The sequence below is a fragment of the Paraburkholderia sp. GAS448 genome, assembly GCF_050435685.1.
Lineage (GTDB): Bacteria > Pseudomonadota > Gammaproteobacteria > Burkholderiales > Burkholderiaceae > Paraburkholderia.
Genome location: NZ_JBNDKT010000003.1, coordinates 460,825 through 484,440, shown reverse-complemented (window position 1 = coordinate 484,440; position 23,616 = coordinate 460,825). Strand labels below are relative to the sequence as shown.

The window sequence follows — 23,616 nt, the reverse complement described above, 5'->3', positions numbered from 1 at the left end:
CTTATCCGATACTGCACATCTGCATGAGATCTGTCGTCCGCCTGACTGCCTCAGCGACCAGCGCGCTACCGCGCTCGCTGCTACTTGCCATCTGCATCATCTATGCGTCGTTCGGCCTGTTCGGCCGCGATCCATGGAAGAACGAGGATGCAGCGGGTTTCGGCGTGATGTGGACAATGGCCAACGGCACCTGGCATGACTGGCTGCTGCCCAACCTCGTCGGCAAATACATCACGGGCGACGCGCCGCTCAGCTACTGGCTCGGCGCGATCGCAATCCGCGCGCTTGCGCCGTGGGTCGATGCGAGCAATGCGTCGCGCGTCTTCACCGGTCTGCTGTTTTGCGCGGCGTGCGCGTTCGTCTGGTACGCCGCCTATCTGCTTGGCCGACGCGCCGAAGTGCAGCCGTTCAAATACGCGTTCGGCGGTGAACCTGAACCACGCGACTATGGCCGCACGCTCGCCGACGGCGCCCTGCTGATCCTGCTGGGCTGCTTCGGCCTCGCCGAGCGCGGGCACGAAACCACGCCGCAGCTGGCGCAATTCTTCTGCATCGCGATGCTCGTCTACAGCCTCGTGCGGATGATCGACAAGCCGCTGCAAGGCTCGCTGTTATGGGGCGTCGCGCTTGGACTCATCACGTTGACGAGCAGCCCGGTGCTGGTGATCGCGTTGCTTGTCGGCACACTGGCGATGACGATCGTCGTGCGCGAGGCCCGCACGCGCTGGCTGCTGCTCGCCGGCCTGCCGGTCGCGCTGGTGCTTTCGGTGGCGTGGCCGCTCGCCGCGCTGGCCGCGTTCCCGGACGACGCCGTGTGGTTCCTCAATCAGTGGCTGCGCGGCAGCGTCAGCGCGTTCTCCGGGCCGCCCGGCTCCGTGCTCCGCTACGCACTGAAAAACCTGCCGCTCTTCACGTGGCCTGCGTGGCCGCTGGCAATCTGGGCATGGTTCAGCTGGGCCGGCCTGCGACGCGCGCCACATATCGCGATTCCTTCGTCGATCATTGCGCCGCTGCTCGTTCTCGTCGTGTTGCAAAGCCATTCGACGAATCGTCTGTATATGCTGCTCCTGCCAGCGTTGGCCGTGCTTGCTGCATTCGCCTTGCCCACGCTGAAACGCGGAGCGATCAATGCGTTCGACTGGTTCGCCGTGTTGAGCTTCACGATCCTCGGCAGCTTCGTCTGGCTCGTCTGGCTCGCCAGCCTCACCGGTTTTCCGCATCAGCTCGCGCGCAATCTCGCGCGTCTTGCACCTGGCTTCAATCCGCAGTTCAAGATCCTGTCGTTCGTATGCGCGGTCGCGGTCACGGTGTGCTGGATCGCACTGGTTCGGTGGCGCATCGCGCGCCATCCCAAAGTGCTGTGGCGTAGCGTGGTGCTGTCGAGCGCCGGCACGACCCTGATGTGGGTACTGCTGATGACGCTGTGGCTGCCGGTCGTGAACTACAGCCGGACCTACAAGGATGTCGCCGAGCAGATCGCGAGCCACCTGCCCGACGACTACACCTGCATCTCGCCCGTGCGTCTGGGCGATGCGCAGATCGCGACCTTCGCCTATTTCGGCGACATGCATTTCTCGTTCACCGACGACTGCGACGTGATCCTTCGCCAGGATACGCAGGACTACGGCGAACCGAGTGCGATGTCGGACTTCGTCTGGAAGCTGGTGTGGGAAGGCCGCCGGGTTGCCGACCGCGACGAGCGCTTCCGTCTGTACGTGCGCATCGACAGGCCGAAAGCGCCGGTCAAACGCCGCAACTGGCACCCGAAACCAGGCTGATCATGCTTGCCGACGTGCGGAAAATAGCCGCGCTCGCGTGGCCCGTGCTGATCGGTCAGCTTGCGATCATCTCGTTCGGCGTCGTCGACACCGCGATGGTCGGCCGTTATTCGGCCATCGATCTCGCCGCACTCGGCCTCGGCTCGTCGATCTACATCTCCGTGTATATCGGCCTGACCGGCATCCTCACGGCGCTGCAACCCATCACGGCACAACTCTACGGCGCGCGGCGCTACAGCGAGATCGGCGAAGAAGTTCGCCAGGCGTTGTGGCTTACGCTCGCGCTGATGGTGATCGGCTTCCTGATCCTGTACTTTCCCGGTCCGCTGCTGCGCATCGCGCACGCGCCCGAAGCACTGCGCGAACGCACTGTCGCCTATCTGCAGATCCTCTCGTTCGGACTGCCCGCGAGTCTCGCGTTTCGCGTCTACAGTTCGCTGACCAATGCAGTCGGTCAACCGCGTCTCGTGATGATCCTGCAGATCGGCGCGCTGCTGCTCAAGTTTCCGCTCAACTTGTGGCTGATCTTCGGCGGTGCGGGTGTGCCGGCGCTCGGCGGTCCGGGTTGTGCGCTGGCCAGCACCGCAATCAACTGGACACTCGCTGTCGTCGGCATGGTGTTGATGGTGCGCGTTAGCGTGTTCCGCCCGTTCGGGACTTTTTCGCGCTTCTGCTGGCCCGTTAGGCATCGCCAGGTGGCCCTGCTGAAGCTGGGCGTACCGATGGGGCTCTCTTACCTGATCGAAGTCACGTCGTACACGTTCATGGCGCTCTTCATCGCACGCTTCGGTACGACAACGCTTGCCGGTCACCAGATTGCCGGCAATCTCGGCGCGGTGCTATACATGACGCCGCTGTCGATCGGTATCGCATCATCGACGCTCGTCGCGCAGGCTGTCGGCGGAGAGCGCTATCCGGCCGCGCGCAGCCTCGCCCGGCACGGCATCCTGATGGCGTGCGCAATCGCCTGCCTGTACGGCGCGATCGTGTTGGCACTTCGGCCGTTCATCGTCGCGGGCTATACATCGAACGCGCAGGTTGCGGCAGCGGCCATGCCGCTCGTGCTGATCGTGATCGTCTATCACCTCTTCGATGCGTTGCAGATCACGACAGCATTCGTGCTGCGTGCGTACCGCGTCGCGGTGGTGCCCACTGTCATCTATGCCGTCGCGTTGTGGGGCGTCGGTCTCGGCGGCGGCTATCTGCTGGGTTTCGACGTCCTCGGCGGGACGCCCGCATGGCTCACCGGCGCCCGCGGATTCTGGTGCGCCAACGCAGCCAGCCTCGCGATCGCGGGCATCGGGCTCGCCCTTTACTGGCGCAACGTCAGCGTACGATTTCTGCGCATGAACGCCACGCCGCACGTCGATACAGCCGCATAGTCCACGCGTCACACGACGCCGAAACGAAGCAGAAATGCATGGCGAGCGGCGCTGTCGTGCGCTTCATCCACAGCCTGCCGGTCAGCGTGAACTGTTAAATCGAGCCCACATTAATTTGCTTGTCACGAATCAATCGTTATAAATCAGCGGCTTTCGTAAAAAGGGCGTGCAAATTATCCTATGCTTGAACGCAGCGCCTGCTGACTGGAGACGTCGTCCGTTCCCGGCTATTTTTTTGCCCTCAATGGAGTGCCTGCCATGCTGAAGAAGCTGTTGATGCTCTGCGTTGCGTTTGCGCTGTCGCTATCCGCCACATTTGCGGCAGCGGTCGAAGTCAATACAGCCGATACGGCCGCGCTCGAATCGGTCAAGGGGATCGGCCCCGTCCATGCCAAGGCGATCATCGACGAACGGACCAAAAACGGGCCGTTCAAGGACGCTGACGATCTCGCCGCACGCGTCAAGGGGCTCGGCGCCAAATCGGTGGTCAATCTCGAAGCGGCAGGTTTGACGATCAACGGCTCAACGGCCGCGCCGACCGGCGCCAAGGCTTCGACGCCTGCCACGACGAAGTCCGGCAGCGCCAGCAGCAAGGCAAAGACTTCGACCGAAACGGCCGCCCCCGCGGCGACGCCAGCCAGCGCACCAGCTGAAGCTTCGGGGACGAAAAAATCGAAGAAGACCAAAGAGGCCGCCGCATCGGCGCCAGCACCGACCGCTGCGGCCAGCGCACCGGCCGGCGCATCAGACGCAAAAGCTTCGAAGAAGAAGGCGAAGAAAGCGAAGGCTGCCTCGGCGGCATCGGGCGCGTGATCGCTGGCGCCAGACGGTGCTCCTTGCGCCCTCGCCACCCACCACTGCCCCTAACCGGTGCCGCGCTTCGGCGCGGCGTGTTCCACCGCCGGCGCGCTTCGCGTTTGCCGGCATTCAAGAGAGACCGTCATGAGCTTACTCGACAGTATCGGTTCCCTTCTCAACAAATCACCCGAAGGCGGCGGAGGTCAGCAGGCGCTGATTGCGACCGCACTCGAATTCGTGAACAACCAGCCGGGCGGCCTCAACGGCCTGATCCAGCAGTTCAAGGACAAAGGCGCCGGCGACATCATCAGTTCGTGGGTCGGCAACGGTGAGAACCAGCCAATCTCGCCGGATACGTTGCACAACGTGCTCGGTTCGGACGCCGTCACGAGTATCGCTTCGAAGGCCGGTATCGCTCCGGAACAGGTGACGGGTTTGCTGTCGCAGGTACTGCCTCACGTGGTCAATGCTGCGACACCGGAAGGCGAGGTTCCCGCGGAAGGTCAGTTGAACTCGACGACCGTGCTCGGCGCACTCGGTAGCCTCACCTCCTTGTTCGGCAAATCCTAGGACAAGAACGCGTCATTCAGGGGTGGTCAGGGCCAAAATCCTGTCATTCATGCATACCCGTGGATTTTCTTGAGCACCCAGCAAAGAAAAAGGGCAACGAATCCCATCGCTGCCCTTTAAACTACGTCAAACGCCGGGCGTGGGCTGCGGCCCACGCCTCTTTCGCTTAGTGCACAACCCGCTCGAACACGAGCTTGTCGTTTTCCACTTCGACAGGAATCACGTCCTTCGGACCAAACCTGCCCGCCAGAATCAACTTCGCGACCGGATTCTCGATCTCCTGCTGGATCGCACGCTTCAACGGCCGTGCGCCGTACAGAGGGTCGTAACCGACCTTGCCGATCAATTCCAGCGCTGCGTCCGACACCACCAGCTGCATGTCGAGTTTCGCCAGCCGCTCGTGCAACCGCTGCAACTGAATCCGCGCAATCGACTGGATGTTCGACCGGTCAAGCGCGTGGAACACGACGACGTCGTCGATCCGGTTCAGGAACTCGGGCCGGAAATGAAGTTTCACTTCTTCCCAGACCGCATCCTTCACGGCCTCCTGTGGCTCGCCAACCATCGACTGGATCACCTGCGACCCGAGGTTCGATGTCATCACGATCACCGTGTTCTTGAAGTCCACGGTACGTCCCTGGCCATCGGTCATGCGGCCGTCGTCGAGCACCTGAAGCAGCACGTTGAAGACATCCGGATGAGCCTTCTCGATTTCGTCGAGCAGGATCACGCTGTACGGCTTGCGACGCACCGCTTCAGTCAGGTAACCGCCTTCCTCATAGCCGACATAGCCCGGCGGCGCGCCGATCAGACGCGCGACGCTGTGCTTCTCCATGAATTCGCTCATGTCGATGCGGATCAGATGATCTTCCGAATCGAACAGGAACGATGCCAGCGCCTTGCACAACTCGGTCTTGCCGACGCCTGTCGGGCCGAGGAACAGGAACGAGCCATACGGCCGGTTCGGATCGGCGAGACCCGCACGGGAACGACGAATCGCATCGGCAACCGCGCTGATCGCTTCGTCCTGACCGACCACACGGTCGTGCAGTTTCTCTTCGATCTGCAGCAGCTTTTCGCGCTCGCCCTGCATCATGCGCGAGACTGGAATGCCGGTCGCCCGTGACACGACTTCCGCGATTTCCTCCGCACCAACCTGGGTGCGCAAGAGACGCCGGCGCGTCGGATTGTTCTGCTCCTGCGCCTCCGCCTGCGTAACCTGTTTCAGTTGCGCTTCGAGTTGCGGCAACTTGCCGTACTGCAGTTCCGCGACCTTTTCGAGCTTGCCTTCGCGTTGCTGCCGGACAATCTCGGCACGCACTTTTTCGATATCTTCCTTCAACTGCGCGCTGCCCTGCACTGCGGCCTTTTCAGCCACCCAGATCTCTTCGAGGTCCGAATATTCGCGGTTGAGCCGCTCGATTTCTTCCTCGATCAACTGCAGGCGCTTCTGCGACGCTTCGTCCTTTTCCTTCTTGACGGCTTCGCGCTCGATCTTCAGCTGGATCAAACGACGGTCGAGCCGGTCCATCTCTTCCGGCTTCGAATCGATTTCCATCTTGATCTTCGAAGCGGCTTCGTCGATCAGATCGATCGCCTTGTCCGGCAAAAAGCGGTCGGTGATATAGCGATGCGACAGCTCCGCGGCGGCAACGATCGCCGGGTCGGTGATATCGACACCGTGGTGCAGTTCGTACCTCTCCTGCAAGCCGCGCAGAATCGCGATCGTCGCTTCGACCGTCGGCTCGTCGACCAGCACCTTCTGGAACCGGCGTTCGAGCGCTGCGTCCTTCTCGATGTACTTGCGGTACTCGTCGAGCGTGGTCGCGCCGACACAATGCAGTTCGCCGCGCGACAGCGCCGGCTTCAGCATGTTGCCCGCGTCCATCGCGCCCTCGGCCTTGCCCGCGCCGACCATTGTATGGATTTCGTCGATGAAGACGATGGTCTGGCCTTCGTCTTTGGCGATGTCGTTCAGCACGGCTTTCAGACGCTCTTCGAACTCGCCGCGATACTTCGCGCCGGCCAGTAGCGCCGCCATGTCGAGCGACAGCACGCGCTTGCCCTTGAGCGTCTCCGGCACTTCGCCATTGACGATACGTTGCGCAAGCCCTTCGACGATGGCCGTCTTGCCCACGCCCGGCTCGCCGATCAGCACCGGATTGTTCTTCGTGCGCCGTTGCAGGATCTGGATCGAGCGGCGAATTTCGTCGTCGCGGCCGATCACCGGATCGAGCTTGCCGGCGCGGGCGCGCTCGGTCAGGTCGACCGTGTACTTCTTCAAGGCTTCGCGCTGGCTCTCGGCGTCCTGGCTATGCACCTGCGAGCCGCCACGCACCGCGGCGATCGCCGCTTCGAGCGACTTGCGCGACAGCCCGTGCTGGCGCGCGAGCCGGCCCGCTTCGCCTTTGTCGTCGGCGACGGCGAGCAGGAACATTTCGCTCGCGATAAAGGTGTCGTTGAGCTTCTGTGCTTCCTTGTCGGCCTGGTTGAGCAGGCCCGTGGTTTCGCGGCCGATCTGCACATTGCCGTCGGTGCCCTGCACCTGCGGCAGACGCGTGATCGCGTCGTTCAGCGCCGTTTGCAGCGGCTGCACGTGCACGCCTGCACGCGAGAGCAGCGAGCGGGCCGAGCCGTCCTGCTGCGCGACCAGCGCGGAGAGGACATGGACCGGTTCGATGTATTGATTGTCGTGGCCGACAGCCAGGCTTTGCGCATCCGCCAATGCTTCCTGGAATTTGGTGGTAAGTTTGTCGATTCTCATTAAGAGACCTCCAATTTCGAATATCACCAAAATGGGGTACTTTGTGCGGGTTTCAAGCGCCTTTTTGCATTAGACGGCAGTTTTTTGACAAATTGACGCGACAAACCGCGGACTGCCGCACCAGCCGGCAGGCGCCGCTTACTTCCCGACGGGCATGATCGGCACCGCCGTGCGCAAACCCAGCAATGCGGCGAGCGGCGCGGCCGGCTGCGCCAGATCACGGATCGTATGCCGGTCGAGTTCCAGCAGGAACGCTTCGCGCGCGGCTTCGAACACCCCCTTCAACTGGCATTGCGATTGAATCACGCAATGCCGAAGGCTACCCGTGTCATCGGGAATACAACCGACGAGCGCGAAGTCGGTCTCGGTCGCACGCACGACCTGGCCAACCGTGAGCGCTCCCGACTGACCTGCGAGCCGCAGACCGCCATGACGGCCGCGCACTGTCTCGACCCAGCCGAGTTCGCCAAGCCGCTGGACCACCTTCATCAGATGATTCTTCGAGATGCCGTACGCCTCGGAGATGTCCTGGATCGTCGCGAGCCCTTCACGGCGGACCGCCAGATAAAGCATCACGCGCAGCGCGTAATCGGTATAGTCGGTGAGTCTCATGGGATTCCGGTCGCATTGAGCGGCAGGCGCAATCAGCATGACGACCGCGTCGGCACAAGGGTTGTCGATCCTGTCTCTACGCAATAACATGCCGCCTGGATGCACGTATGTCCGAACGCAGAACGTTTAGTGTGCGCCACGTTGCGCTGTGTTCCAAGACGGACCGGCATTTTGCCGGTTTCAGGGTCGCGCCCGGTCCCGCGCGCCCGTGCGGCTGAATTCCGCCATTTTCGCTTTTCACCCGTGTTCACTGTATGAATCCGTCCTTTCCCCCGCTGCCGGCCGTCACGCGCCAGCCTGAGCCGACCGAAGAAAACGTCCGCGATCTGGTCTACGCGTTCTATGAGCGCGTGCGCGCCGATCCCCTGCTGGGGCCGGTCTTCGAACGCACACTTGCGGGAAGCTGGGACGAGCATCTGCCGAAGATGTGCACCTTCTGGGGAAGCATCGTGCTCGGCGCGAAACAGTATCGCGGCAACGTGCAGCAGGCGCATCAGCCGCTGCCGGGCATCGAGCCGCAGCACTTCAGCCGCTGGTTATATCTGTTCCTGGATACGGTGGAGTCGCGCTATGAACCTGCCGCGGCAGTCCGTTTCATGGAGCCCGCGTTGCGCATCGCACAAAGCCTGCAACTGTCGCGCTTCGGTTGGGACTACACGATTCCTGCGGAACAGCAGGCGCTGCTGGAACGCATCGCGCCACGGCGGCCCAATCGTGACGACAACGCGCACGAAAGCGCACGGCCGCGTGGCGAGCCGTTCCCGACGAAGATCATCGGGCGTAACAAGGAAGATTGAGTGCGCCGTTAGCCGCATCGCCCCGCTTCCCATCCCGGGGCCGCCTCTTGCCGCCACACACGCCGGATCAAGCCTTCGCGTTGCCTGAATCGACGCCCCAGCGGGCGAGCGCGGCGTCATCGGTGACGCGCGCATCGACCCAGCGTTCGCCGCTGCCGGTCTTCTCTTTCTTCCAGAACGGCGCCTGGGTCTTCAGGTAGTCCATCACAAACTCGCACGACGCGAACGCATCGCCACGATGCGAGGCAGTCGTGGCAACCAGCACGATCTGGTCCAGCGGACAGAGCTTGCCGACCCGATGCACGATCAGCACATCGATGCCCGGCCAGCGGCGGCGCGCGGTCTCGACGATCTGCTCCAGCGCCTTCTCCGTCATGCCCGGATAGTGCTCGAGTTCCATCGTCTCGACGGCGCTGCCGTCGTTCAGATCGCGCACGGTGCCGACAAAGCACGCCACCGCGCCGACCTTCGGGTTCTGCGCGCGCAGGGCGGCTACTTCGGTGGTCAGGTCGAAATCTTCGGTCTGGACGCGAACGGTCATCGGCGAGCTCCCGGACAGTCTCTCAGCCGCCCGTCACGGGCGGAAAGAACGCGACTTCGCAGCCGTCGGTCACACGCGTGGCGGCGTCGGTCATCTCGTGGTTACACGCCATGCGCAGGGCGCGGCCTTCGGCCAGCGCTTCGGCCCACGCGCCGCCGCGCACGCGCAGCCAGGCACGCACGTCGCCGACCGTCGCAATGCCGTCCGGCAGAACGACCGATTCGTCCGCCACGCCAAGCGCCTCGCGGACGCTCGCAAAATATTTCAGCTGGATCTTCATGTTCAGTGTCCGGCGCCGCGTCAGGCAACGTCAGTTCAGCAATTCGGAAAAAGGGATGAAACGCACGGTTTCGCCCGCGCTGATCGCATGGTTTGGGGGATTGTCGATCAGGCCATCGCCCCACACCGTCGAGGTCAGCACCGCCGAACTCTGGTTCGGGAACAGGTCGAGGCCACCCGCCGGATTGACACGCGCACGCAGGAATTCATTCCTGCGATCGGCCTTCGACTGCGAGAAGTCGGCACGCAGCGACAGCGCACGCGGTGTGACGGTGCGCACGCCGGCTAGCCGCAGGATGAACGGACGGACGAACAGCAGAAAGGTCGCAAAACTCGACACAGGATTGCCCGGCAAGCCGATGAAAAAGGTTTCGCCCGCGTCCGGGGCCGTGGCGGTGGCGGTGGCGTTCGCGTCGCCCGACCGGCGCACCGCGCCGAACGCAAGCGGCTTGCCCGGCTTCATCGCAATCTGCCACATCGACAGACGCCCTTCCGCCTCGACCGCCGGCTTCACGTGATCCTCCTCGCCCACCGATACACCGCCGCAGGTCAGGATCAGGTCATGTGCGTGCGCAGCCTCGCGCAGGGTAGCGCGGGTCGCATCGAGCCGGTCTGGCACGATGCCGTAGTCCGATACCTCGCAGCCCAGGTTCGCGAGCAGACCACGCAGCGTGAAGCGATTCGAGTTGTAGATGGCGCCTGGCTTGAGCGGCTCGCCGGGCATCGTCAGTTCGTCGCCGGTGAAAAAGACGGCGACCTTCACGCGCCGCGCGACGGTCAGCGTCGCGCACCCGACCGATGCCGCCAGCCCCAGTGCCTGCGGCGTAAGCCGCGTGCCCGCAGGCAGGATCACGGAACCGCTGCGGATGTCCGCGCCCTGCTGCGTGATCCATTCGCCGGCCTTCGGCGTGTGCAGAATCGCGACTTCGTCGCCGGTCGTTTCGGTTTGCTCCTGCATGACGATGGCGTCCGCACCGGACGGCACCGTCGCCCCCGTGAAAATGCGCGCCGCCGTGCCCGCTGCAAGCGGCTGCGGCGCATGTCCGGCAGGAATGCGCTGCGACACCGGCAAGCGGCGCTCGCCTTGCGACAGATCAGCCACGCGGACCGCATAGCCGTCCATCGAACTGGTGTTCATCGGCGGCACGTCGAGCGGCGACACGACATCGGCGGCCAGCACGCGATTCAGCGCATCGAGGGTTGGCAATGTTTCCGTGCCTTCGACGGCACGGGCCGCGCCGAGCAGCGTGGCGAGCGCATCGGCGGTCGAAAGCATCGGCGCGCGAGGCGCGGAAGATGAAGGCGTAGACATCGAATGGGCTGGCGCGCAGGACCGAAAAGAATATTGTAGCGGTCAGAGGGCGCAGGCGGGGCACGCTGGACGGATAGCATCCTTTTGCGGACGCCCGCAACGCAAAACGGCCATGACGCCGGTCTCATCTTCCAATGAGCGGCATCATGGCCATTCCGCGTTCCGGACCGGCGCGCGCTCGGCGCGCCGGTCGTTCACTCATTCACCCACTCAGTTCGAGGTGTGTGTTGCGACGAAGTCCTTCACCCGCTGGACGTCAGCCGGCAACACTTCGAATCGCTGCGGCAGCGCTTCGAGACCAGAGAACGCCGCCGGCCGCTCCGGTTCGCGCAGCAGCGCTTCGCGGATCGTCTCGCCGAACTTGATCGGCTGCGCGGTTTCCAGCACGATCATCGGAATGCCCGGCTGCAGATGCTCGCGCGCAACCTTCAGGCCGTCGGCGGTATGCGTATCGATCATCGTGTCGTAGCGCTCGAACACGTCACGGATCGCGTCGAGGCGATCCGCATGGCTGCTGTGCCCCGACACAAAGCCGAATTCCCGCACCCGCGCGAAGTCGCCGCTTGCCGCCAGATCGAAACCGCCCTTTTCTTCGACGTCGCGGAACAGTTGCAGTACGCGTGCCGGATCGCGACCCAGCAGGTCGAACACGAAACGCTCGAAATTCGACGCCTTCGAGATGTCCATGCTCGGGCTGCTGGTGTGATACGTCTCGGCCGCCTTGCGCACACGGTAGGTGCCCGTGCGGAAGAACTCGTCGAGCACATCGTTCTCGTTGGTCGCGACGACGAGCTTCTCAATCGGCAGACCCATCATCCGCGCGATATGGCCTGCGCAGACGTTGCCGAAATTCCCGGACGGCACCGTGAACGACACGCGCTCGTCGTTTGACTTCGTCGCCGCGAAATAGCCCTTGAAGTAGTACACGACCTGCGCGACGACCCGTGCCCAGTTGATCGAGTTGACCGTGCCGATCCGGTGCTTCGCCTTGAACGCGTGGTCGTTCGACACTGCCTTGACGATATCCTGGCAATCGTCGAACACGCCTTCGACCGCCAGATTGAAGATGTTCGGGTCCTGCAGGCTGTACATCTGCGCCGTCTGGAACGCGCTCATCTTCCTGTGCGGCGACAGCATGAAGACGCTGATGCCCTTCTTGCCGCGCATCGCATATTCGGCCGCGCTGCCGGTGTCACCCGAGGTCGCGCCGAGGATGTTCAGCGTCTCACCATGCCTGGCGAGCGCGTACTCGAACAGGTTGCCGATCAGTTGCATCGCCATGTCCTTGAACGCGAGCGTCGGTCCGTTCGACAGTTCGAGCAGCGACAGCGGCGCGCCATTTTCGACGCCCAGGGTCTTCAAAGGCGTGATCTGCGCGGCGCTTTCGTCGTCGCGGACGTTGCAGTAGGTCTCGGCCGTATAGGTGCGGCGCGTCAGCGTGCGGAGGTCTTCAGCGGGGATGTCGTCGCTGAACTTCGACAGGATCTCGAAGGCGAGATCCGCGTACGACAGCCCGCGCCAGCGGGACAGTTCGTCCGCCGTGACGCGCGGGTAGTGCGCGGGCAGATAGAGGCCGCCGTCTTTTGCCAGACCGCCGAGCAGGATGTCCGAGAAAGTGTGGCGCTCGCCGGCTCCGGCGCCGCGCGTGGAGATGTAGTTCATATGTGTGGCCTAGTTCAGCGCTTCCATGCGCAGCTTCGTCACCTTCGACACGACGGTCTTCAGCGCTTCGATGTTCGCGATCGCCGCGTTGACGTTCTTTTCGACCGTTTCGTGCGTGATCAGGATGATGTCGGTTTCGCCCTTGCCGTTCGCATCGACCTGCTCCGATTCCTTCTGCAGCAGCGCGTCGATCGAAATACCCGTGTCGGCGAGGATGCGCGTGATGTCGGCCAGCACGCCGGTCACATCGGCGACCCGCAGACGCAGGTAGTAACCGCTCGTCACTTCGTCGATCGGCAGGATCGGCGTGCTCGACAGGCTGTCCGGCTGGAACGCCAGATGCGGCACGCGATGCTCCGGATCCGCAGTATGCAGACGCGTCACGTCGACCAGATCGGCGATCACGGCCGATGCCGTCGGCTCCGCGCCCGCGCCCTTGCCGTAATACAGCGTCGAACCCACCGCGTCGCCGTGCACCACGACCGCGTTCATCGCACCTTCGACGTTCGCGAGCAGACGTTTCTCCGGGATCAGCGTCGGATGGACGCGCAGTTCGATACCTCTATCCGTGCGGCGAGCGATGCCGAGCAGCTTGATGCGATAGCCGAGTTCTTCCGCGTAACGGATGTCGATTGCGGCAAGCTTGCTGATGCCTTCGACATAGGCGCGGTCGAACTGCACCGGCACGCCGAACGCGATCGCACTCATGATCGTCGCCTTGTGCGCAGCGTCGACGCCTTCGATGTCGAAGGTCGGATCGGCTTCCGCGTAGCCCAGTTCCTGCGCGGCCTTGAGCGCCGTCGCGAAGTCGAGACCGCGGTCGCGCATCTCCGACAGGATGTAATTCGTCGTGCCGTTGATGATGCCCGCGATGTACTGGATGCGGTTCGCCGTGAGCCCTTCGCGCAGCGCCTTGATGATCGGAATACCGCCCGCTACCGCTGCTTCGAACGCCACCATCACGCCGTTCGCACGCGCCGCCTCGAAGATTTCCGTGCCGTGCACCGCGAGAAGCGCCTTGTTCGCCGTCACGACATGCTTGCGGTTGCGGATTGCGCGCAGCACCAGTTCGCGCGCGATGCCCGTGCCGCCGATCATTTCCGCAACGATATCGATCGACGGATCGTCGACCACCGAGCCGAAGTCGTCCGTAATCTGCACGGTGCCGCTTTCGCTGCCGAGCGCGGCTGTCGCCTTCGCGGGATTGCGTACGGCGATGCGCGCCACTTCAATGCCGCGGCCCGCGCGGCGTTTGATTTCTTCCTGATTGCGGCGCAGTACGGTGAAGGTGCCGCTGCCTACCGTGCCGAAGCCCAGCAGTCCAACTTTGATCGGTTCCATGCAGCGTGTGTTTTCGAGTAAGAGATTAAGGAAACAGGTTGCGGACGGCCGGTGCGTCAGTTCAGGCGTCAGGCCGCGTGGCGTTTGCGATAACCGTCGAGGAAACGCGCGATCCGGTTGATGGAATCGGCAAGATCGTCGACGTTCGGCAGGAAGACGACGCGGAAATGATCTGGCGTCTTCCAGTTGAAGCCACTGCCCTGGACGAGCAGCACACGCTCTTCGAGCAGTAGATCGAGGATGAACTGCTGGTCGTTTTCGATCGGGTACATCTTCGGATCGAGACGCGGGAACATGTAGAGCGCCGCCTGCGGTTTCACACAGGTTACACCGGGAATCGACGTCAGCATGTCATACGCCAGTTCGCGCTGCCTGTACAGGCGCCCCGTGGGCACGATCAGATCGTTGATGCTCTGGTAGCCGCCGAGCGCCGTCTGGATCGCGTACTGACCCGGAACGTTCGGGCACAGCCGCATCGAGGCGAGGATGCCGAGGCCTTCGACGTAGTCTTTCGAGCGGCGGCGGTTCTCGCCGGTCAGGCCTGAAATGAACATCCAGCCCGCGCGATAGCCGCACGAACGGTAGCTCTTCGACAGGCTGTTGAAGGTGACCGTCAGCACGTCTTCGGACAGCGCGCCGATCGCGGTGTGCTGCTTGCCGTCGTAGACGATCTTGTCGTAGACCTCGTCGGCGAAGATCACGAGGCCATGCTCGCGCGCGATCTGGATCAGTTCGAGCAGCAGTTCGTTCGAATACAGTGCACCGGTGGGATTGTTCGGATTGATCACGACGAGCGCACGCGTGTTCGGCGTGATCTTCGCGCGGATATCGTCCGGGTCGGGCATCCAGCCGTTCGATTCGTCGCAGATGTAGTGCACTGGCGTTCCGCCCGACAGGCTCACGCCGGCGGTCCACAGCGGATAGTCCGGCGCGGGCAGCAGCACTTCGTCGCCGTCGTTCAGGAGACCCTGCAGCGCCATCACGATCAGTTCGGAAGCGCCGTTGCCAATGAAGATGTCGTCGAGTTCGACGCCCAGCACGTTCTTCTGCTGCGCGTAGTGCATGATCGCCTTGCGCGCCGCGAACACGCCTTTCGAGTCGGAATAGCCCGACGAGCCCGGCAGGTTCAGGATCATGTCCTGAATGATTTCGTCCGGGGCGTCGAAACCGAACGGCGCCAGGTTGCCGATATTCAGCTTGATGATGCGATGGCCTTCTTCTTCGAGGCGCTTCGCATGTTCGAGAACGGGCCCGCGGATGTCGTAGCAGACATTCAACAGCTTGTTGGATTTCAGAATCGGTTTCACGGCGGGCACGGGGTCCTGGTCAATCAGTCGGTGTCAGTCTGGAAAAATCAGCCTGCGATGTTCAATCTGCGAAGTCCGGCCGAGGCCGACCAGTCTGGACGGACCGGTCTGCGAAAGCCTCTTGACGGGGAAGCAGGCCCGGGAGCGGCCGGTCCATGTGGGGGGACCTGTCTGAGTCGCGCCCTTCTGTCGTCATTTTGCCGGTCTTTTGCCGTCTGACGAACCTCTCCGGCGCAGCTTGTGGCGTCGCGCGAAGCAAGGGGGCGCCGCCGGGCGGCTAAAAAGTTATAATTTAGCGGATTTTGGCCGACTTCCGCAATGCACCAAGCGTGTCGGCCAGCCTTTTTGGCCAATTCGCCCATTTCGTGCCATTTTGTGTGTAGCTGGTTGTAAAGCGACGCGGCGCGCTTCGCGCGCAGCACCCGCCCCCGATATTCACGATGGCCACGATGCCTCACGACGACCCCGGATCACGAATTTGAAACTACACCAGGATTCCAGCGGCGCCCTCAACACCGTCACCGGCTACGGCGCCGACTATGTCGAAATCAACCTCGAGCGCCATATGGGCAGCATCCTCGTGCTTCCAGACGCACCCGTCATCGCCTGGCCGGTCTCTTCGTTCGAATCGCTTACCCCCGAACACTTCGAGCTGCTGATTGCACCGGCACCGGAAGTCGTCGTGTTCGGCAGCGGCGAACGCCTGCGCTTCCCGCACCCGCGCCTGACCGCCGCGCTCGCGAAACACCGCATCGGTGTCGAGACGATGGACTTCAAGGCGGCCTGCCGGACCTACAACATCCTGATGGCCGAAGGCCGCAAGGTCGCGGCTGCATTGCTGATCGAAAGCTAGAGCGCGCGGCGCCGCTAACGCGGCACGGCGTTGCCACACGCTGCGCAACAGGCACGGCTGCGCCACGGCGCCTCAATGGACCGAGGCCCGGCGCAGGTCCGCCTCACTATCGTCGCTCACCCTTTCACGACGCCGCTCCGCGGCATTGATAAACAGGCTGAAAACCCATGAACGATACGCCGTCCCGGCTACCGCTCAACCGCACCGCGATCCTGCTGCTCGTCGTTGCGCTCGCTGTCATCTGGTTCGTGCCGCTCGGCTGGCGCCACCTGCTGCCAAGCGATGAAGGCCGCTATGCGGAAATGGCCCGCGAAATGTTCGTCACGGGCGACTGGATCACGCCGCGCTACAACGCCTACAAATACTTCGAAAAGCCGCCGCTGCAGACCTGGGCCAATGCGCTGACGTTCGCGTGGTTCGGCGTCGGCGAGTGGCAGGCACGGCTCTACACGGCGCTCACGGGCTTCGCCGGCGTGCTGCTCGTCGGCTACACCGGCACGCGCGTGTTCAACGCGGCGACGGGCCTGTTCGCCGCGCTCGTGCTGGCGACTGCGCCGTACTGGTACCTGATGGGCCACTTCAACACGCTCGACATGGGTCTGTCGTTCTGGATGGAGTTGACGCTCAGTTCATTGCTGCTTGCGCAGCGCCCCAACCTGCCGGCAAGCCACGTGCGGCTCTGGATGTGGCTATGTTGGGGCTCGATGGCGCTCGCCGTGCTGTCGAAGGGGCTGGTCGGCATCATCCTGCCGGGCGCCGTGCTCGTGCTGTACACGCTCATCGCGCGCGACTGGGCGGTCTGGAAGCGCCTGTATCTGGTCAGCGGGCTGATTGTCTTCTTCGTGATTGCGACGCCCTGGTTCGTTCTTGTCCAGCAGCGCAACCCGGAATTCCTGAATTTCTTCTTCATCGTCCAGCAGTTCCAGCGCTATCTGACGCCCGAGCAGAACCGCCCCGGCCCCATCTACTACTTTGTGCCGGTGATCCTCGTGGGATTTCTGCCGTGGCTGTCGGTGAGCGTCCAGAGCATCCGCCACGCGCTGCGCACGCCGCGCCAGCCGAACGGCTTCTCGCCGGTGATCCTGCTGCTGGTGTGGGCGGTGTTCATCTTCCTGTTCTTCAGTGCATCGCATTCGAAGCTGCTCTCGTACACGCTGCCGATCGCCCCGGCCCTCGCGCTCCTGATCGGCATGTACCTGCCGCTCGTGACGCGCGACCAGTGGCGCCGCCATCTGACCGGCTATGCCGTGTTCTTCGTCGTCGCAGGGTTTGGTGCGATTTTCCTCGGCCGGCTGGGCGACGCGCGAACGCCGAACGAGCTGTATCGCGCCTATCAGGTCTGGGTATTCGCGGCGCTTGGCGTAGGGTTCCTGCTGACGCTCGTCGCGCTCTGGCTCAACCGGCGGAGCCGCACCGGAATCGTCGGCGCGACCGTGGCGTTCGGCGCCGCGTGGCTGCTGGTTGCCACCATCGCGGGCACGGGTCACGACGTGTTCGGGCGCCTGAGCTCCGGCGCGCCGCTCGCGCCCGCCGTCAAGGCTGCGCTGGCAAAGCTGCCGCCCGATACGCCGTTCTACTCAGTGGGGGTGCTCGATCACACGATGCCGTTCTACGTCGGCCACACGATGATCATGGTCGCGCAGCCGGATGAACTGACATTCGGTGTATCGGTGGAACCGGAGAAATGGGTGCCGACCGTCGACGAATGGATCAAACGGTGGGACAGCGACCGTTATGCGCTCGCCTTGATGCCACCGCAGCGCTTTAACGAACTGTCGGCCAGGAAAGTGCCGATGCAGGTCGTCGCCCGCGATGTGCGGCGCGTGATCGTGGAAAAACCGCAACAGTAACCCCATATCAGAACAACGGACCTCTTGTCGCCGATGAACCCCATTTCCCTCTTTTGCATCCTCGCAGGCGTGTCGCTGAACGCCTGCGCGCAGTTGCTGCTCAAAGCCGGCACGAATGCCGTTGGACACTTCGAATTCACCCGTGCGAACATCCTGCCCATCGCCTTCAAGCTGGCAACCCAGTTGCCGATCATCGGCGGGCTCGCCTGCTATGTGGTGAGCGTCGGCGTCTGGGTGATCGGGTTGTCACGGGTGGATGTATCGATTGCCTATCCGATGCTCTCGCTCGGCTACGTCGTCAACGCCTTCGCGGCCTGGTATCTGTTCGGCGAGGTGCTGTCGGTCCAGAAGCTCGTTGGCATCGGCATTATCCTGGTCGGCGTTTTCGTGCTTGCACGAAGCTAGGCGCGGTGGTGGTATAAAGCCGCCCTGCAACCGTCAGCGCAACGGTCCGTTGCCGGTCGCCGCGTCGAGCCGTTTTGGCAGGCGCTTAAGCGTGCCTTAAGGTTCGCATAAGGCCTGTTTGAGCACACTTGCACATTGCACCCTTTTTATCGAGCACAGCATTCATGAGCCAGCCATCAGTCCCGTTTTTGCCGTTTGTCCGTCCGGAAATCGATGAAGAGACGATTCAGGGCGTAGCCGACGTGCTGCGCTCCGGCTGGATCACGACCGGTCCGCAGAACCAGAAGTTCGAGGCCGCGCTGTCGGAATTCTGCGGCGGGCGGCCGGTGCGCACGTTCAATTCCGGCACGGCGACGCTCGAAATCGGCCTGCGGATCGCTGGCGTGGGCGAAGGCGACGAAGTCATCACGACGCCGGCCTCGTGGGTCGCAACGAGCAACGTGATCATCGAAACGGGCGCGACGCCGGTCTTCGTCGACATCGATCCGAAGACGCGTAACATGGATCTCGGCCTGCTCGAGAAGGCCATCACGGCGCGCACGAAAGCAATCATTCCGGTTTATCTGTCGGGCCTGCCGGTCGACATGGACCGCCTGTACGACATTGCCCGGGCACATAAACTGCGTGTCGTCGAAGATGCCGCGCAGGCATTCGGCTCGACCTGGAAAGGTGAGCGCATCGGCAAGCTCGGCGATATGGTTTCATTCAGCTTTCATGCGAACAAGAACCTGACGTCAATCGAAGGCGGCGCACTCGTGCTCAACAACGAAGACGAAGCGATCCTCGCCCAGAAGTACCGGCTGCAGGGCATCACGCGCACCGGCTTCGACGGCATGGACTGCGACGTGCTCGGCGGCAAGTACAACCTGACGGACGTGGCCGCACGCGTCGGCCTCGGTCAGCTGCCGCATCTGCAACGCTTCATCGCGCAGCGCAAAAATCTTGCACGCGCTTACTTTTCAGGCTTCGAAGGCGGCGCGGCCGTCAAACTCGGCGTCGGCCTGCCGCTCGCCGACTTCGAGAACAGCAACTGGCACATGTTCCAGATCACGCTGCCGCTCGAAAAGCTGTCGCTGGATCGCGCCGGGTTCATGGCGCAGCTGAAGGAACGCGGTATCGGCTCGGGGGTGCACTACCCGGCAATCCACCTGTTCTCGCTGTATCGCGCGCGGGGCTTCAAGGAAGGCATGTTCCCTCACGCGGAGCGCTTTGGCGCCACCACGGTCACGCTGCCGCTCTTCACGCTGATGAACGAAGGTGACGTGGCACGGGTATGCCGCGCGGTCAATGAAATTTGCGAACAATTCGGAAAATAAGCGGAAATGAGTCAAACGGAACATCACTCCCGAGCGTCGGACGCGCCGGAAGTCTCGATCGTCATCCCGGTGTACAACGAAGAGCAAGGTCTCGCGGAGCTCTTCGCACGCCTCTACCCGGCGCTCGACACACTCGGCACAACCTACGAAGTGATCTTCATCAACGACGGCAGCCGGGACAAATCGGCGGCGATACTCGCCGGGCAGTTCCGCGCGAGGCCCGACGTGACGCGCGTGATCCTGCTGAACGGCAACTTCGGTCAGCACATGGCGATCCTCGCGGGCTTCGAGCAGTCGCGCGGCGAGATCATCCTTACGCTCGACGCCGACCTGCAGAATCCGCCGGAAGAAATCGCCAAGCTCGTCGCGAAGATGCGCGAGGGCTACGACTACGTCGGCTCGATCCGCACGCAGCGCCAGGACAGCCTGTGGCGCCGCAAGGCGTCGCGTGCGATGAACCGTCTGCGCGAACGCATCACCCGCATCAAGATGACTGATCAGGGCTGCATGCTGCGCGCGTACAGCCGTCAGGTCATCGATACGATCAACCGCTGTGGCGAAATCAATACGTTCATTCCGGCACTCGCCTACACATTCGCGCAAAACCCGGTCGAGATCGAGGTCGCGCACGAAGAGCGTTTTGCAGGCGAATCGAAGTATTCGCTCTACAGCCTGATCCGTTTGAACTTCGACCTGGTGACTGGCTTCTCAGTCGTGCCGCTGCAGTGGCTGTCGTTCATCGGCGTGATCCTGTCGTTCGGATCAGCCGCGCTCTTCGTGCTGCTGCTGATCCGCCGCTTCATCATCGGGGCGGAAGTGCAAGGTGTGTTCACGCTCTTCGCCATTACGTTCTTCCTGCTTGGCGTGATCATTTTCGCGCTCGGGCTGCTTGGCGAATACATCGGGCGCATCTATCAGCAGGTGCGCGCGCGGCCACGCTATCTGGTGCAGACGATCCTCGAACAACGCGACGGCACCACGGTCACGCAGGCCCCGCGGCAGACCGTCGTGCAGGCTGTGCAGAACGTGCCGATCGCGCCAGCCATCGATCAGGGCCCGCAGCCATGAAACCCCGCGCAGTCGTATTCGCCTATCACAATGTCGGCGTGCGCTGCCTGCAGGTGCTGCTCGCGCGCGGTGTCGACGTGGCGCTCGTCGTCACGCATGAAGACAGCCCGACCGAGAACATCTGGTTCGGCAGCGTTGCGTCGGTGGCCGCCGAACATGGCATTCCTGTCGTCACGCCGGCCGACCCGCGCAGCCCCGAACTGCGCGCCGCCGTGAGCGCCGCGCGGCCGGACTTCATCTTCTCGTTCTATTACCGGCATATGCTGCCAGTCGACCTGCTGGCGATCGCCGCACGCGGCGCGTACAACATGCACGGTTCGCTGCTGCCGAAATACCGCGGCCGCGTGCCGACCAACTGGGCGGTGCTGAACGGCGAAACGGAAACCGGCGCCACGCTGCATGAAATGGCGACGAAGCCCGACGCCGGCGCAATCGTCGCGCAGACACCTGTGCCGATCCTGCCCGACGATACCGCCGCGCAGGTTTTCGACAAGGTCACTGTCGCGGCCGAGCAGACGCTCTGGCGCGTGTTGCCCGCCCTGCTTGCCGGCGAAGCGCCGCATCTGCCGAACGATCTGTCGCACGGCAGCTACTTCGGGGGACGCAAACCCGAAGATGGACGCATCGACTGGAACCAGCCGGCGCATCAGGTCTACAACCTGATACGCGCGGTCGCGCCGCCCTATCCAGGTGCCTTCACGGACCTCGAAGGCCAGCGTTTCATCGTCGCGCGGGCACGACTGGCGCCACCCGCTGCCCTGCAGTCGGATTTGCCGCCGGGACTCCACGTAAGCGATAATGCCATTTTTGCGATATGCGGCGACGGTCGCGCCATCGCTATCCACGAATTGCGGCATCAGCACGACGGTCAAGAAACCGTCGTCACCCCCGCCGGATTCACCCAGCTCATTCACTCTCCCCGTCACTCTTCATGAAAAAAGTCCTGATTCTGGGCGTCAATGGCTTCATCGGCCATCACCTGTCCAAGCGCATTCTCGAAACGACCGACTGGGAAGTGTTCGGGATGGACATGCAGACGGACCGCCTTGGCGACCTCGTCAATCACGAGCGGATGCACTTCTTCGAAGGCGACATCACGATCAACAAGGAATGGGTCGAATATCACGTGAAGAAGTGCGACGTGATCCTGCCGCTCGTCGCGATCGCTACGCCCGCAACCTACGTGAAGCAGCCGCTGCGCGTGTTCGAACTCGACTTCGAAGCAAACCTGCCGATCGTCCGTTCGGCCGTCAAGTACGGCAAGCACCTGGTCTTCCCGTCGACCTCCGAGGTCTACGGCATGTGCGACGATGAACAGTTCGATCCGGACGCATCGCAACTCACCTACGGCCCGATCAACAAGCCGCGCTGGATCTACGCGTGCTCGAAGCAGCTGATGGACCGCGTGATCTGGGGTTACGGCATGGAGGGCCTCAACTTCACGCTGTTCCGTCCGTTCAACTGGATCGGCCCGGGCCTCGATTCGATCTACACGCCGAAGGAAGGCAGCTCGCGCGTGGTCACGCAGTTCCTCGGCCATATCGTACGCGGCGAGAACATCAGCCTCGTCGACGGCGGAGCGCAAAAGCGTGCGTTCACGGATATCGACGACGGCATCGGCGCGCTGATGAAGATCATCGAAAACCGGAACGGCGTCGCGACGGGCAAGATCTACAACATCGGCAATCCGACCAACAACTTCTCGGTGCGCGAACTCGCGCACAAGATGCTGGCGCTCGCCGCCGAATTCCCGGAATACGCGGAAACGGCGAAGAAGGTTCAGCTCGTCGAGACGTCGTCGGGTGCGTACTACGGCGCGGGCTATCAGGACGTGCAGAACCGCGTGCCGAAGATCGACAACACGAAGCAGGAACTCGGCTGGGCGCCGGTGTCCACCTTCGACGACGCACTGCGCAAGATTTTCGAAGCATATCGCGGCCACGTCGCAGACGCTCGCGCGCTCGTCGAGCAGCAACCGTAAAGGCGGCGCCTTGCCTCGTATCGTCCTGAAGATCGACGTCGACACGCTGCGCGGCACGCGTGAAGGCGTGCCGAATCTCGCGCGTATCTTCGACCGCTTCAAGGCGCGCGCCACCTTCCTCTTCAGCCTCGGGCCCGACCACACTGGCTGGGCGATGCGCCGCGTGCTGCGCCCGGGTTTTCTGAAGAAGGTGTCGCGCACATCGGTGGTCGAGCACTACGGTGTGAAGCAACTGATGTATGGCGTGCTGTTGCCCGGTCCGGATATCGGCGTGCGCGCCACGTCGGAGATGCGTGCGATCCACGAAGCCGGCTTCGAATGCGGCATTCATACGTGGGATCACGTGTACTGGCAGGACAACGTGCGTTCGCGTCCGCCCGAATGGACCGCCGCCGAGATGAAGAAGAGTTACACCCGGTTCATCGACATCTTCGGCTCGCCGCCTGTTACGCACGGTGCAGCCGGCTGGCAGATGAACGGCGCCGCGTTCGAGCAGATCGACGCGTGGGGCATGCACTACGCGTCCGACGGGCGTGGCCATACGCCGTATTTTCCGGTGGTCAACGGACGAACGCTGTCGCACGTCCAGATGCCCACCACGCTGCCAACGCTCGATGAAGTGCTGGGGGTCGATGGCGTGGATATCGATAACGTTGCCGCGTGGTACCTGAAGCGCACGCAGAACAATCCGCACGATCAGGTCTTCACGCTGCACGCCGAACTCGAAGGACAGAAGCTCGCGCCGGTGTTTGAGCAACTCCTCGACGGCTGGCGCGCGCAAGGCCATACGTTTGCGACCATGGGCGACTATCACGCCGCGCTGGACCGAAGCACGCTGCCATCGTACCCTGTTACATGGGGTGAAATTCCCGGCCGCTCCGGCGAACTGATCGTCCAGCCCGACTGATCGGCGCCGCGCCAAACCGGACCTTGCGGACCTCGCCGGACCTTACGCGCTGTCGCGACGTTTCACGCGTACCGGACCACTCCCCGCACCTCG

Annotated in this window: 21 protein-coding genes; 13 read left to right on the top strand and 8 right to left on the bottom strand. The window is 63.1% G+C overall.

Translation table 11 applies throughout. From position 1 onward, the window contains the following. The first annotated feature begins 23 nt into the window (after positions 1–23). From P3T23_RS08645 to P3T23_RS08630, 4 genes are all read left to right on the top strand, one after another. Entirely contained in the window at positions 24–1,778 is a 1,755-nt protein-coding gene (locus tag P3T23_RS08645) for an ArnT family glycosyltransferase (protein WP_429315749.1), read from the top strand. A 2-nt stretch (positions 1,779–1,780) separates the two neighbouring features. Continuing rightward, entirely contained in the window at positions 1,781–3,160 is a 1,380-nt protein-coding gene (locus P3T23_RS08640) for an MATE family efflux transporter (RefSeq protein ID WP_429315748.1), read from the top strand. A gap of 258 nt (positions 3,161–3,418) precedes the next feature. Next, complete coding sequence (locus tag P3T23_RS08635) at positions 3,419–3,973, top strand: ComEA family DNA-binding protein (protein WP_429315747.1); 555 nt, start codon at positions 3,419–3,421, stop codon at positions 3,971–3,973. Between the two features lie 129 nt (positions 3,974–4,102). Continuing rightward, positions 4,103–4,528 (top strand): YidB family protein, encoded by a 426-nt coding sequence (locus P3T23_RS08630; RefSeq protein WP_429315746.1) that lies wholly within the window; start codon positions 4,103–4,105, stop codon positions 4,526–4,528. Positions 4,529–4,694: 166 nt separating this feature from the next. Here the strand turns inward: P3T23_RS08630 and clpB are convergent, their stop codons facing one another. Further along, the gene (clpB, locus tag P3T23_RS08625; RefSeq protein ID WP_429315745.1) at positions 4,695–7,292 is read right to left on the bottom strand and encodes an ATP-dependent chaperone ClpB; all 2,598 of its coding nucleotides are present in this window, start codon (positions 7,290–7,292) and stop codon (positions 4,695–4,697) included. 138 nt (positions 7,293–7,430) lie between these two features. Then, a complete protein-coding gene (locus P3T23_RS08620; RefSeq protein WP_429315744.1) occupies positions 7,431–7,904 on the bottom strand; it encodes an RrF2 family transcriptional regulator in 474 nt (157 codons plus the stop codon). A 254-nt stretch (positions 7,905–8,158) separates the two neighbouring features. On the opposite strand from P3T23_RS08620, the gene P3T23_RS08615 reads away from it, so the two are divergent. Then, a complete protein-coding gene (locus P3T23_RS08615; RefSeq protein WP_429315743.1) occupies positions 8,159–8,701 on the top strand; it encodes a group III truncated hemoglobin in 543 nt (180 codons plus the stop codon). 67 nt (positions 8,702–8,768) lie between these two features. On the opposite strand, the gene P3T23_RS08610 is transcribed toward P3T23_RS08615, so the two are convergent. The 6 genes from P3T23_RS08610 to P3T23_RS08585 form a co-directional block, all read right to left on the bottom strand. Next, positions 8,769–9,242 carry a molybdenum cofactor biosynthesis protein MoaE gene (locus P3T23_RS08610; protein WP_429315742.1) on the bottom strand — a complete coding sequence of 158 codons (474 nt, stop codon included), beginning with the start codon at positions 9,240–9,242 and terminating at the stop codon, positions 8,769–8,771. Between the two features lie 22 nt (positions 9,243–9,264). Beyond that, positions 9,265–9,522 carry a molybdopterin converting factor subunit 1 gene (moaD, locus tag P3T23_RS08605; protein WP_429315741.1) on the bottom strand — a complete coding sequence of 86 codons (258 nt, stop codon included), beginning with the start codon at positions 9,520–9,522 and terminating at the stop codon, positions 9,265–9,267. Positions 9,523–9,552: 30 nt separating this feature from the next. Next, positions 9,553–10,797, bottom strand: a complete 1,245-nt coding sequence (locus P3T23_RS08600) for a molybdopterin molybdotransferase MoeA (RefSeq protein WP_429315740.1) — start codon at positions 10,795–10,797, stop codon at positions 9,553–9,555. Between the two features lie 246 nt (positions 10,798–11,043). After that, positions 11,044–12,495 (bottom strand): threonine synthase, encoded by a 1,452-nt coding sequence (thrC, locus tag P3T23_RS08595; RefSeq protein ID WP_429315739.1) that lies wholly within the window; start codon positions 12,493–12,495, stop codon positions 11,044–11,046. 9 nt (positions 12,496–12,504) lie between these two features. Continuing rightward, the gene (locus P3T23_RS08590) at positions 12,505–13,836 is read right to left on the bottom strand and encodes a homoserine dehydrogenase (RefSeq protein WP_429315738.1); all 1,332 of its coding nucleotides are present in this window, start codon (positions 13,834–13,836) and stop codon (positions 12,505–12,507) included. A gap of 68 nt (positions 13,837–13,904) precedes the next feature. Then, positions 13,905–15,152 (bottom strand): pyridoxal phosphate-dependent aminotransferase, encoded by a 1,248-nt coding sequence (locus P3T23_RS08585; RefSeq protein WP_429315737.1) that lies wholly within the window; start codon positions 15,150–15,152, stop codon positions 13,905–13,907. Positions 15,153–15,621: 469 nt separating this feature from the next. On the opposite strand from P3T23_RS08585, the gene P3T23_RS08580 reads away from it, so the two are divergent. The 8 genes from P3T23_RS08580 to P3T23_RS08545 all read left to right on the top strand — a co-directional run bounded on the left by P3T23_RS08580 (position 15,622) and on the right by P3T23_RS08545 (position 23,523). Continuing rightward, entirely contained in the window at positions 15,622–15,996 is a 375-nt protein-coding gene (locus P3T23_RS08580; protein WP_133664196.1) for an Mth938-like domain-containing protein, read from the top strand. Between the two features lie 167 nt (positions 15,997–16,163). Then, positions 16,164–17,846 carry a phospholipid carrier-dependent glycosyltransferase gene (locus tag P3T23_RS08575; RefSeq protein WP_429315736.1) on the top strand — a complete coding sequence of 561 codons (1,683 nt, stop codon included), beginning with the start codon at positions 16,164–16,166 and terminating at the stop codon, positions 17,844–17,846. Positions 17,847–17,879: 33 nt separating this feature from the next. Beyond that, the gene (locus P3T23_RS08570) at positions 17,880–18,251 is read left to right on the top strand and encodes an SMR family transporter (protein ID WP_429315735.1); all 372 of its coding nucleotides are present in this window, start codon (positions 17,880–17,882) and stop codon (positions 18,249–18,251) included. A 164-nt stretch (positions 18,252–18,415) separates the two neighbouring features. Beyond that, entirely contained in the window at positions 18,416–19,567 is a 1,152-nt protein-coding gene (locus P3T23_RS08565) for a DegT/DnrJ/EryC1/StrS family aminotransferase (protein WP_429315734.1), read from the top strand. A 6-nt stretch (positions 19,568–19,573) separates the two neighbouring features. Further along, positions 19,574–20,635 carry a glycosyltransferase gene (locus P3T23_RS08560; protein ID WP_429315733.1) on the top strand — a complete coding sequence of 354 codons (1,062 nt, stop codon included), beginning with the start codon at positions 19,574–19,576 and terminating at the stop codon, positions 20,633–20,635. Then, positions 20,632–21,570 carry a formyltransferase gene (locus tag P3T23_RS08555; protein WP_429315732.1) on the top strand — a complete coding sequence of 313 codons (939 nt, stop codon included), beginning with the start codon at positions 20,632–20,634 and terminating at the stop codon, positions 21,568–21,570. The genes P3T23_RS08560 and P3T23_RS08555 overlap by 4 nt, the downstream gene beginning before the upstream one ends. After that, a complete protein-coding gene (locus P3T23_RS08550; protein WP_429315731.1) occupies positions 21,567–22,616 on the top strand; it encodes a bifunctional UDP-4-keto-pentose/UDP-xylose synthase in 1,050 nt (349 codons plus the stop codon). Before P3T23_RS08555 ends, P3T23_RS08550 begins: the two co-directional genes overlap by 4 nt. A 10-nt stretch (positions 22,617–22,626) precedes the next feature. Beyond that, a complete protein-coding gene (locus tag P3T23_RS08545) occupies positions 22,627–23,523 on the top strand; it encodes a polysaccharide deacetylase family protein (protein ID WP_429315730.1) in 897 nt (298 codons plus the stop codon). Positions 23,524–23,616: the final 93 nt, after the last annotated feature.

Coding starts and splice junctions, on each gene's coding strand:
- P3T23_RS08645 (WP_429315749.1), top strand. CDS start 24: ATGAGATCTGTCGTCCGCCTGACTGCCTCAGCGACCAGCGCGCTACCG.
- P3T23_RS08640 (WP_429315748.1), top strand. CDS start 1,781: ATGCTTGCCGACGTGCGGAAAATAGCCGCGCTCGCGTGGCCCGTGCTG.
- P3T23_RS08635 (WP_429315747.1), top strand. CDS start 3,419: ATGCTGAAGAAGCTGTTGATGCTCTGCGTTGCGTTTGCGCTGTCGCTA.
- P3T23_RS08630 (WP_429315746.1), top strand. CDS start 4,103: ATGAGCTTACTCGACAGTATCGGTTCCCTTCTCAACAAATCACCCGAA.
- clpB (WP_429315745.1), bottom strand. CDS start 7,292: ATGAGAATCGACAAACTTACCACCAAATTCCAGGAAGCATTGGCGGAT.
- P3T23_RS08620 (WP_429315744.1), bottom strand. CDS start 7,904: ATGAGACTCACCGACTATACCGATTACGCGCTGCGCGTGATGCTTTAT.
- P3T23_RS08615 (WP_429315743.1), top strand. CDS start 8,159: ATGAATCCGTCCTTTCCCCCGCTGCCGGCCGTCACGCGCCAGCCTGAG.
- P3T23_RS08610 (WP_429315742.1), bottom strand. CDS start 9,242: ATGACCGTTCGCGTCCAGACCGAAGATTTCGACCTGACCACCGAAGTA.
- moaD (WP_429315741.1), bottom strand. CDS start 9,522: ATGAAGATCCAGCTGAAATATTTTGCGAGCGTCCGCGAGGCGCTTGGC.
- P3T23_RS08600 (WP_429315740.1), bottom strand. CDS start 10,797: ATGCTTTCGACCGCCGATGCGCTCGCCACGCTGCTCGGCGCGGCCCGT.
- thrC (WP_429315739.1), bottom strand. CDS start 12,495: ATGAACTACATCTCCACGCGCGGCGCCGGAGCCGGCGAGCGCCACACT.
- P3T23_RS08590 (WP_429315738.1), bottom strand. CDS start 13,836: ATGGAACCGATCAAAGTTGGACTGCTGGGCTTCGGCACGGTAGGCAGC.
- P3T23_RS08575 (WP_429315736.1), top strand. CDS start 16,164: ATGAACGATACGCCGTCCCGGCTACCGCTCAACCGCACCGCGATCCTG.
- P3T23_RS08570 (WP_429315735.1), top strand. CDS start 17,880: ATGAACCCCATTTCCCTCTTTTGCATCCTCGCAGGCGTGTCGCTGAAC.
- P3T23_RS08565 (WP_429315734.1), top strand. CDS start 18,416: ATGAGCCAGCCATCAGTCCCGTTTTTGCCGTTTGTCCGTCCGGAAATC.
- P3T23_RS08560 (WP_429315733.1), top strand. CDS start 19,574: ATGAGTCAAACGGAACATCACTCCCGAGCGTCGGACGCGCCGGAAGTC.
- P3T23_RS08555 (WP_429315732.1), top strand. CDS start 20,632: ATGAAACCCCGCGCAGTCGTATTCGCCTATCACAATGTCGGCGTGCGC.
- P3T23_RS08550 (WP_429315731.1), top strand. CDS start 21,567: ATGAAAAAAGTCCTGATTCTGGGCGTCAATGGCTTCATCGGCCATCAC.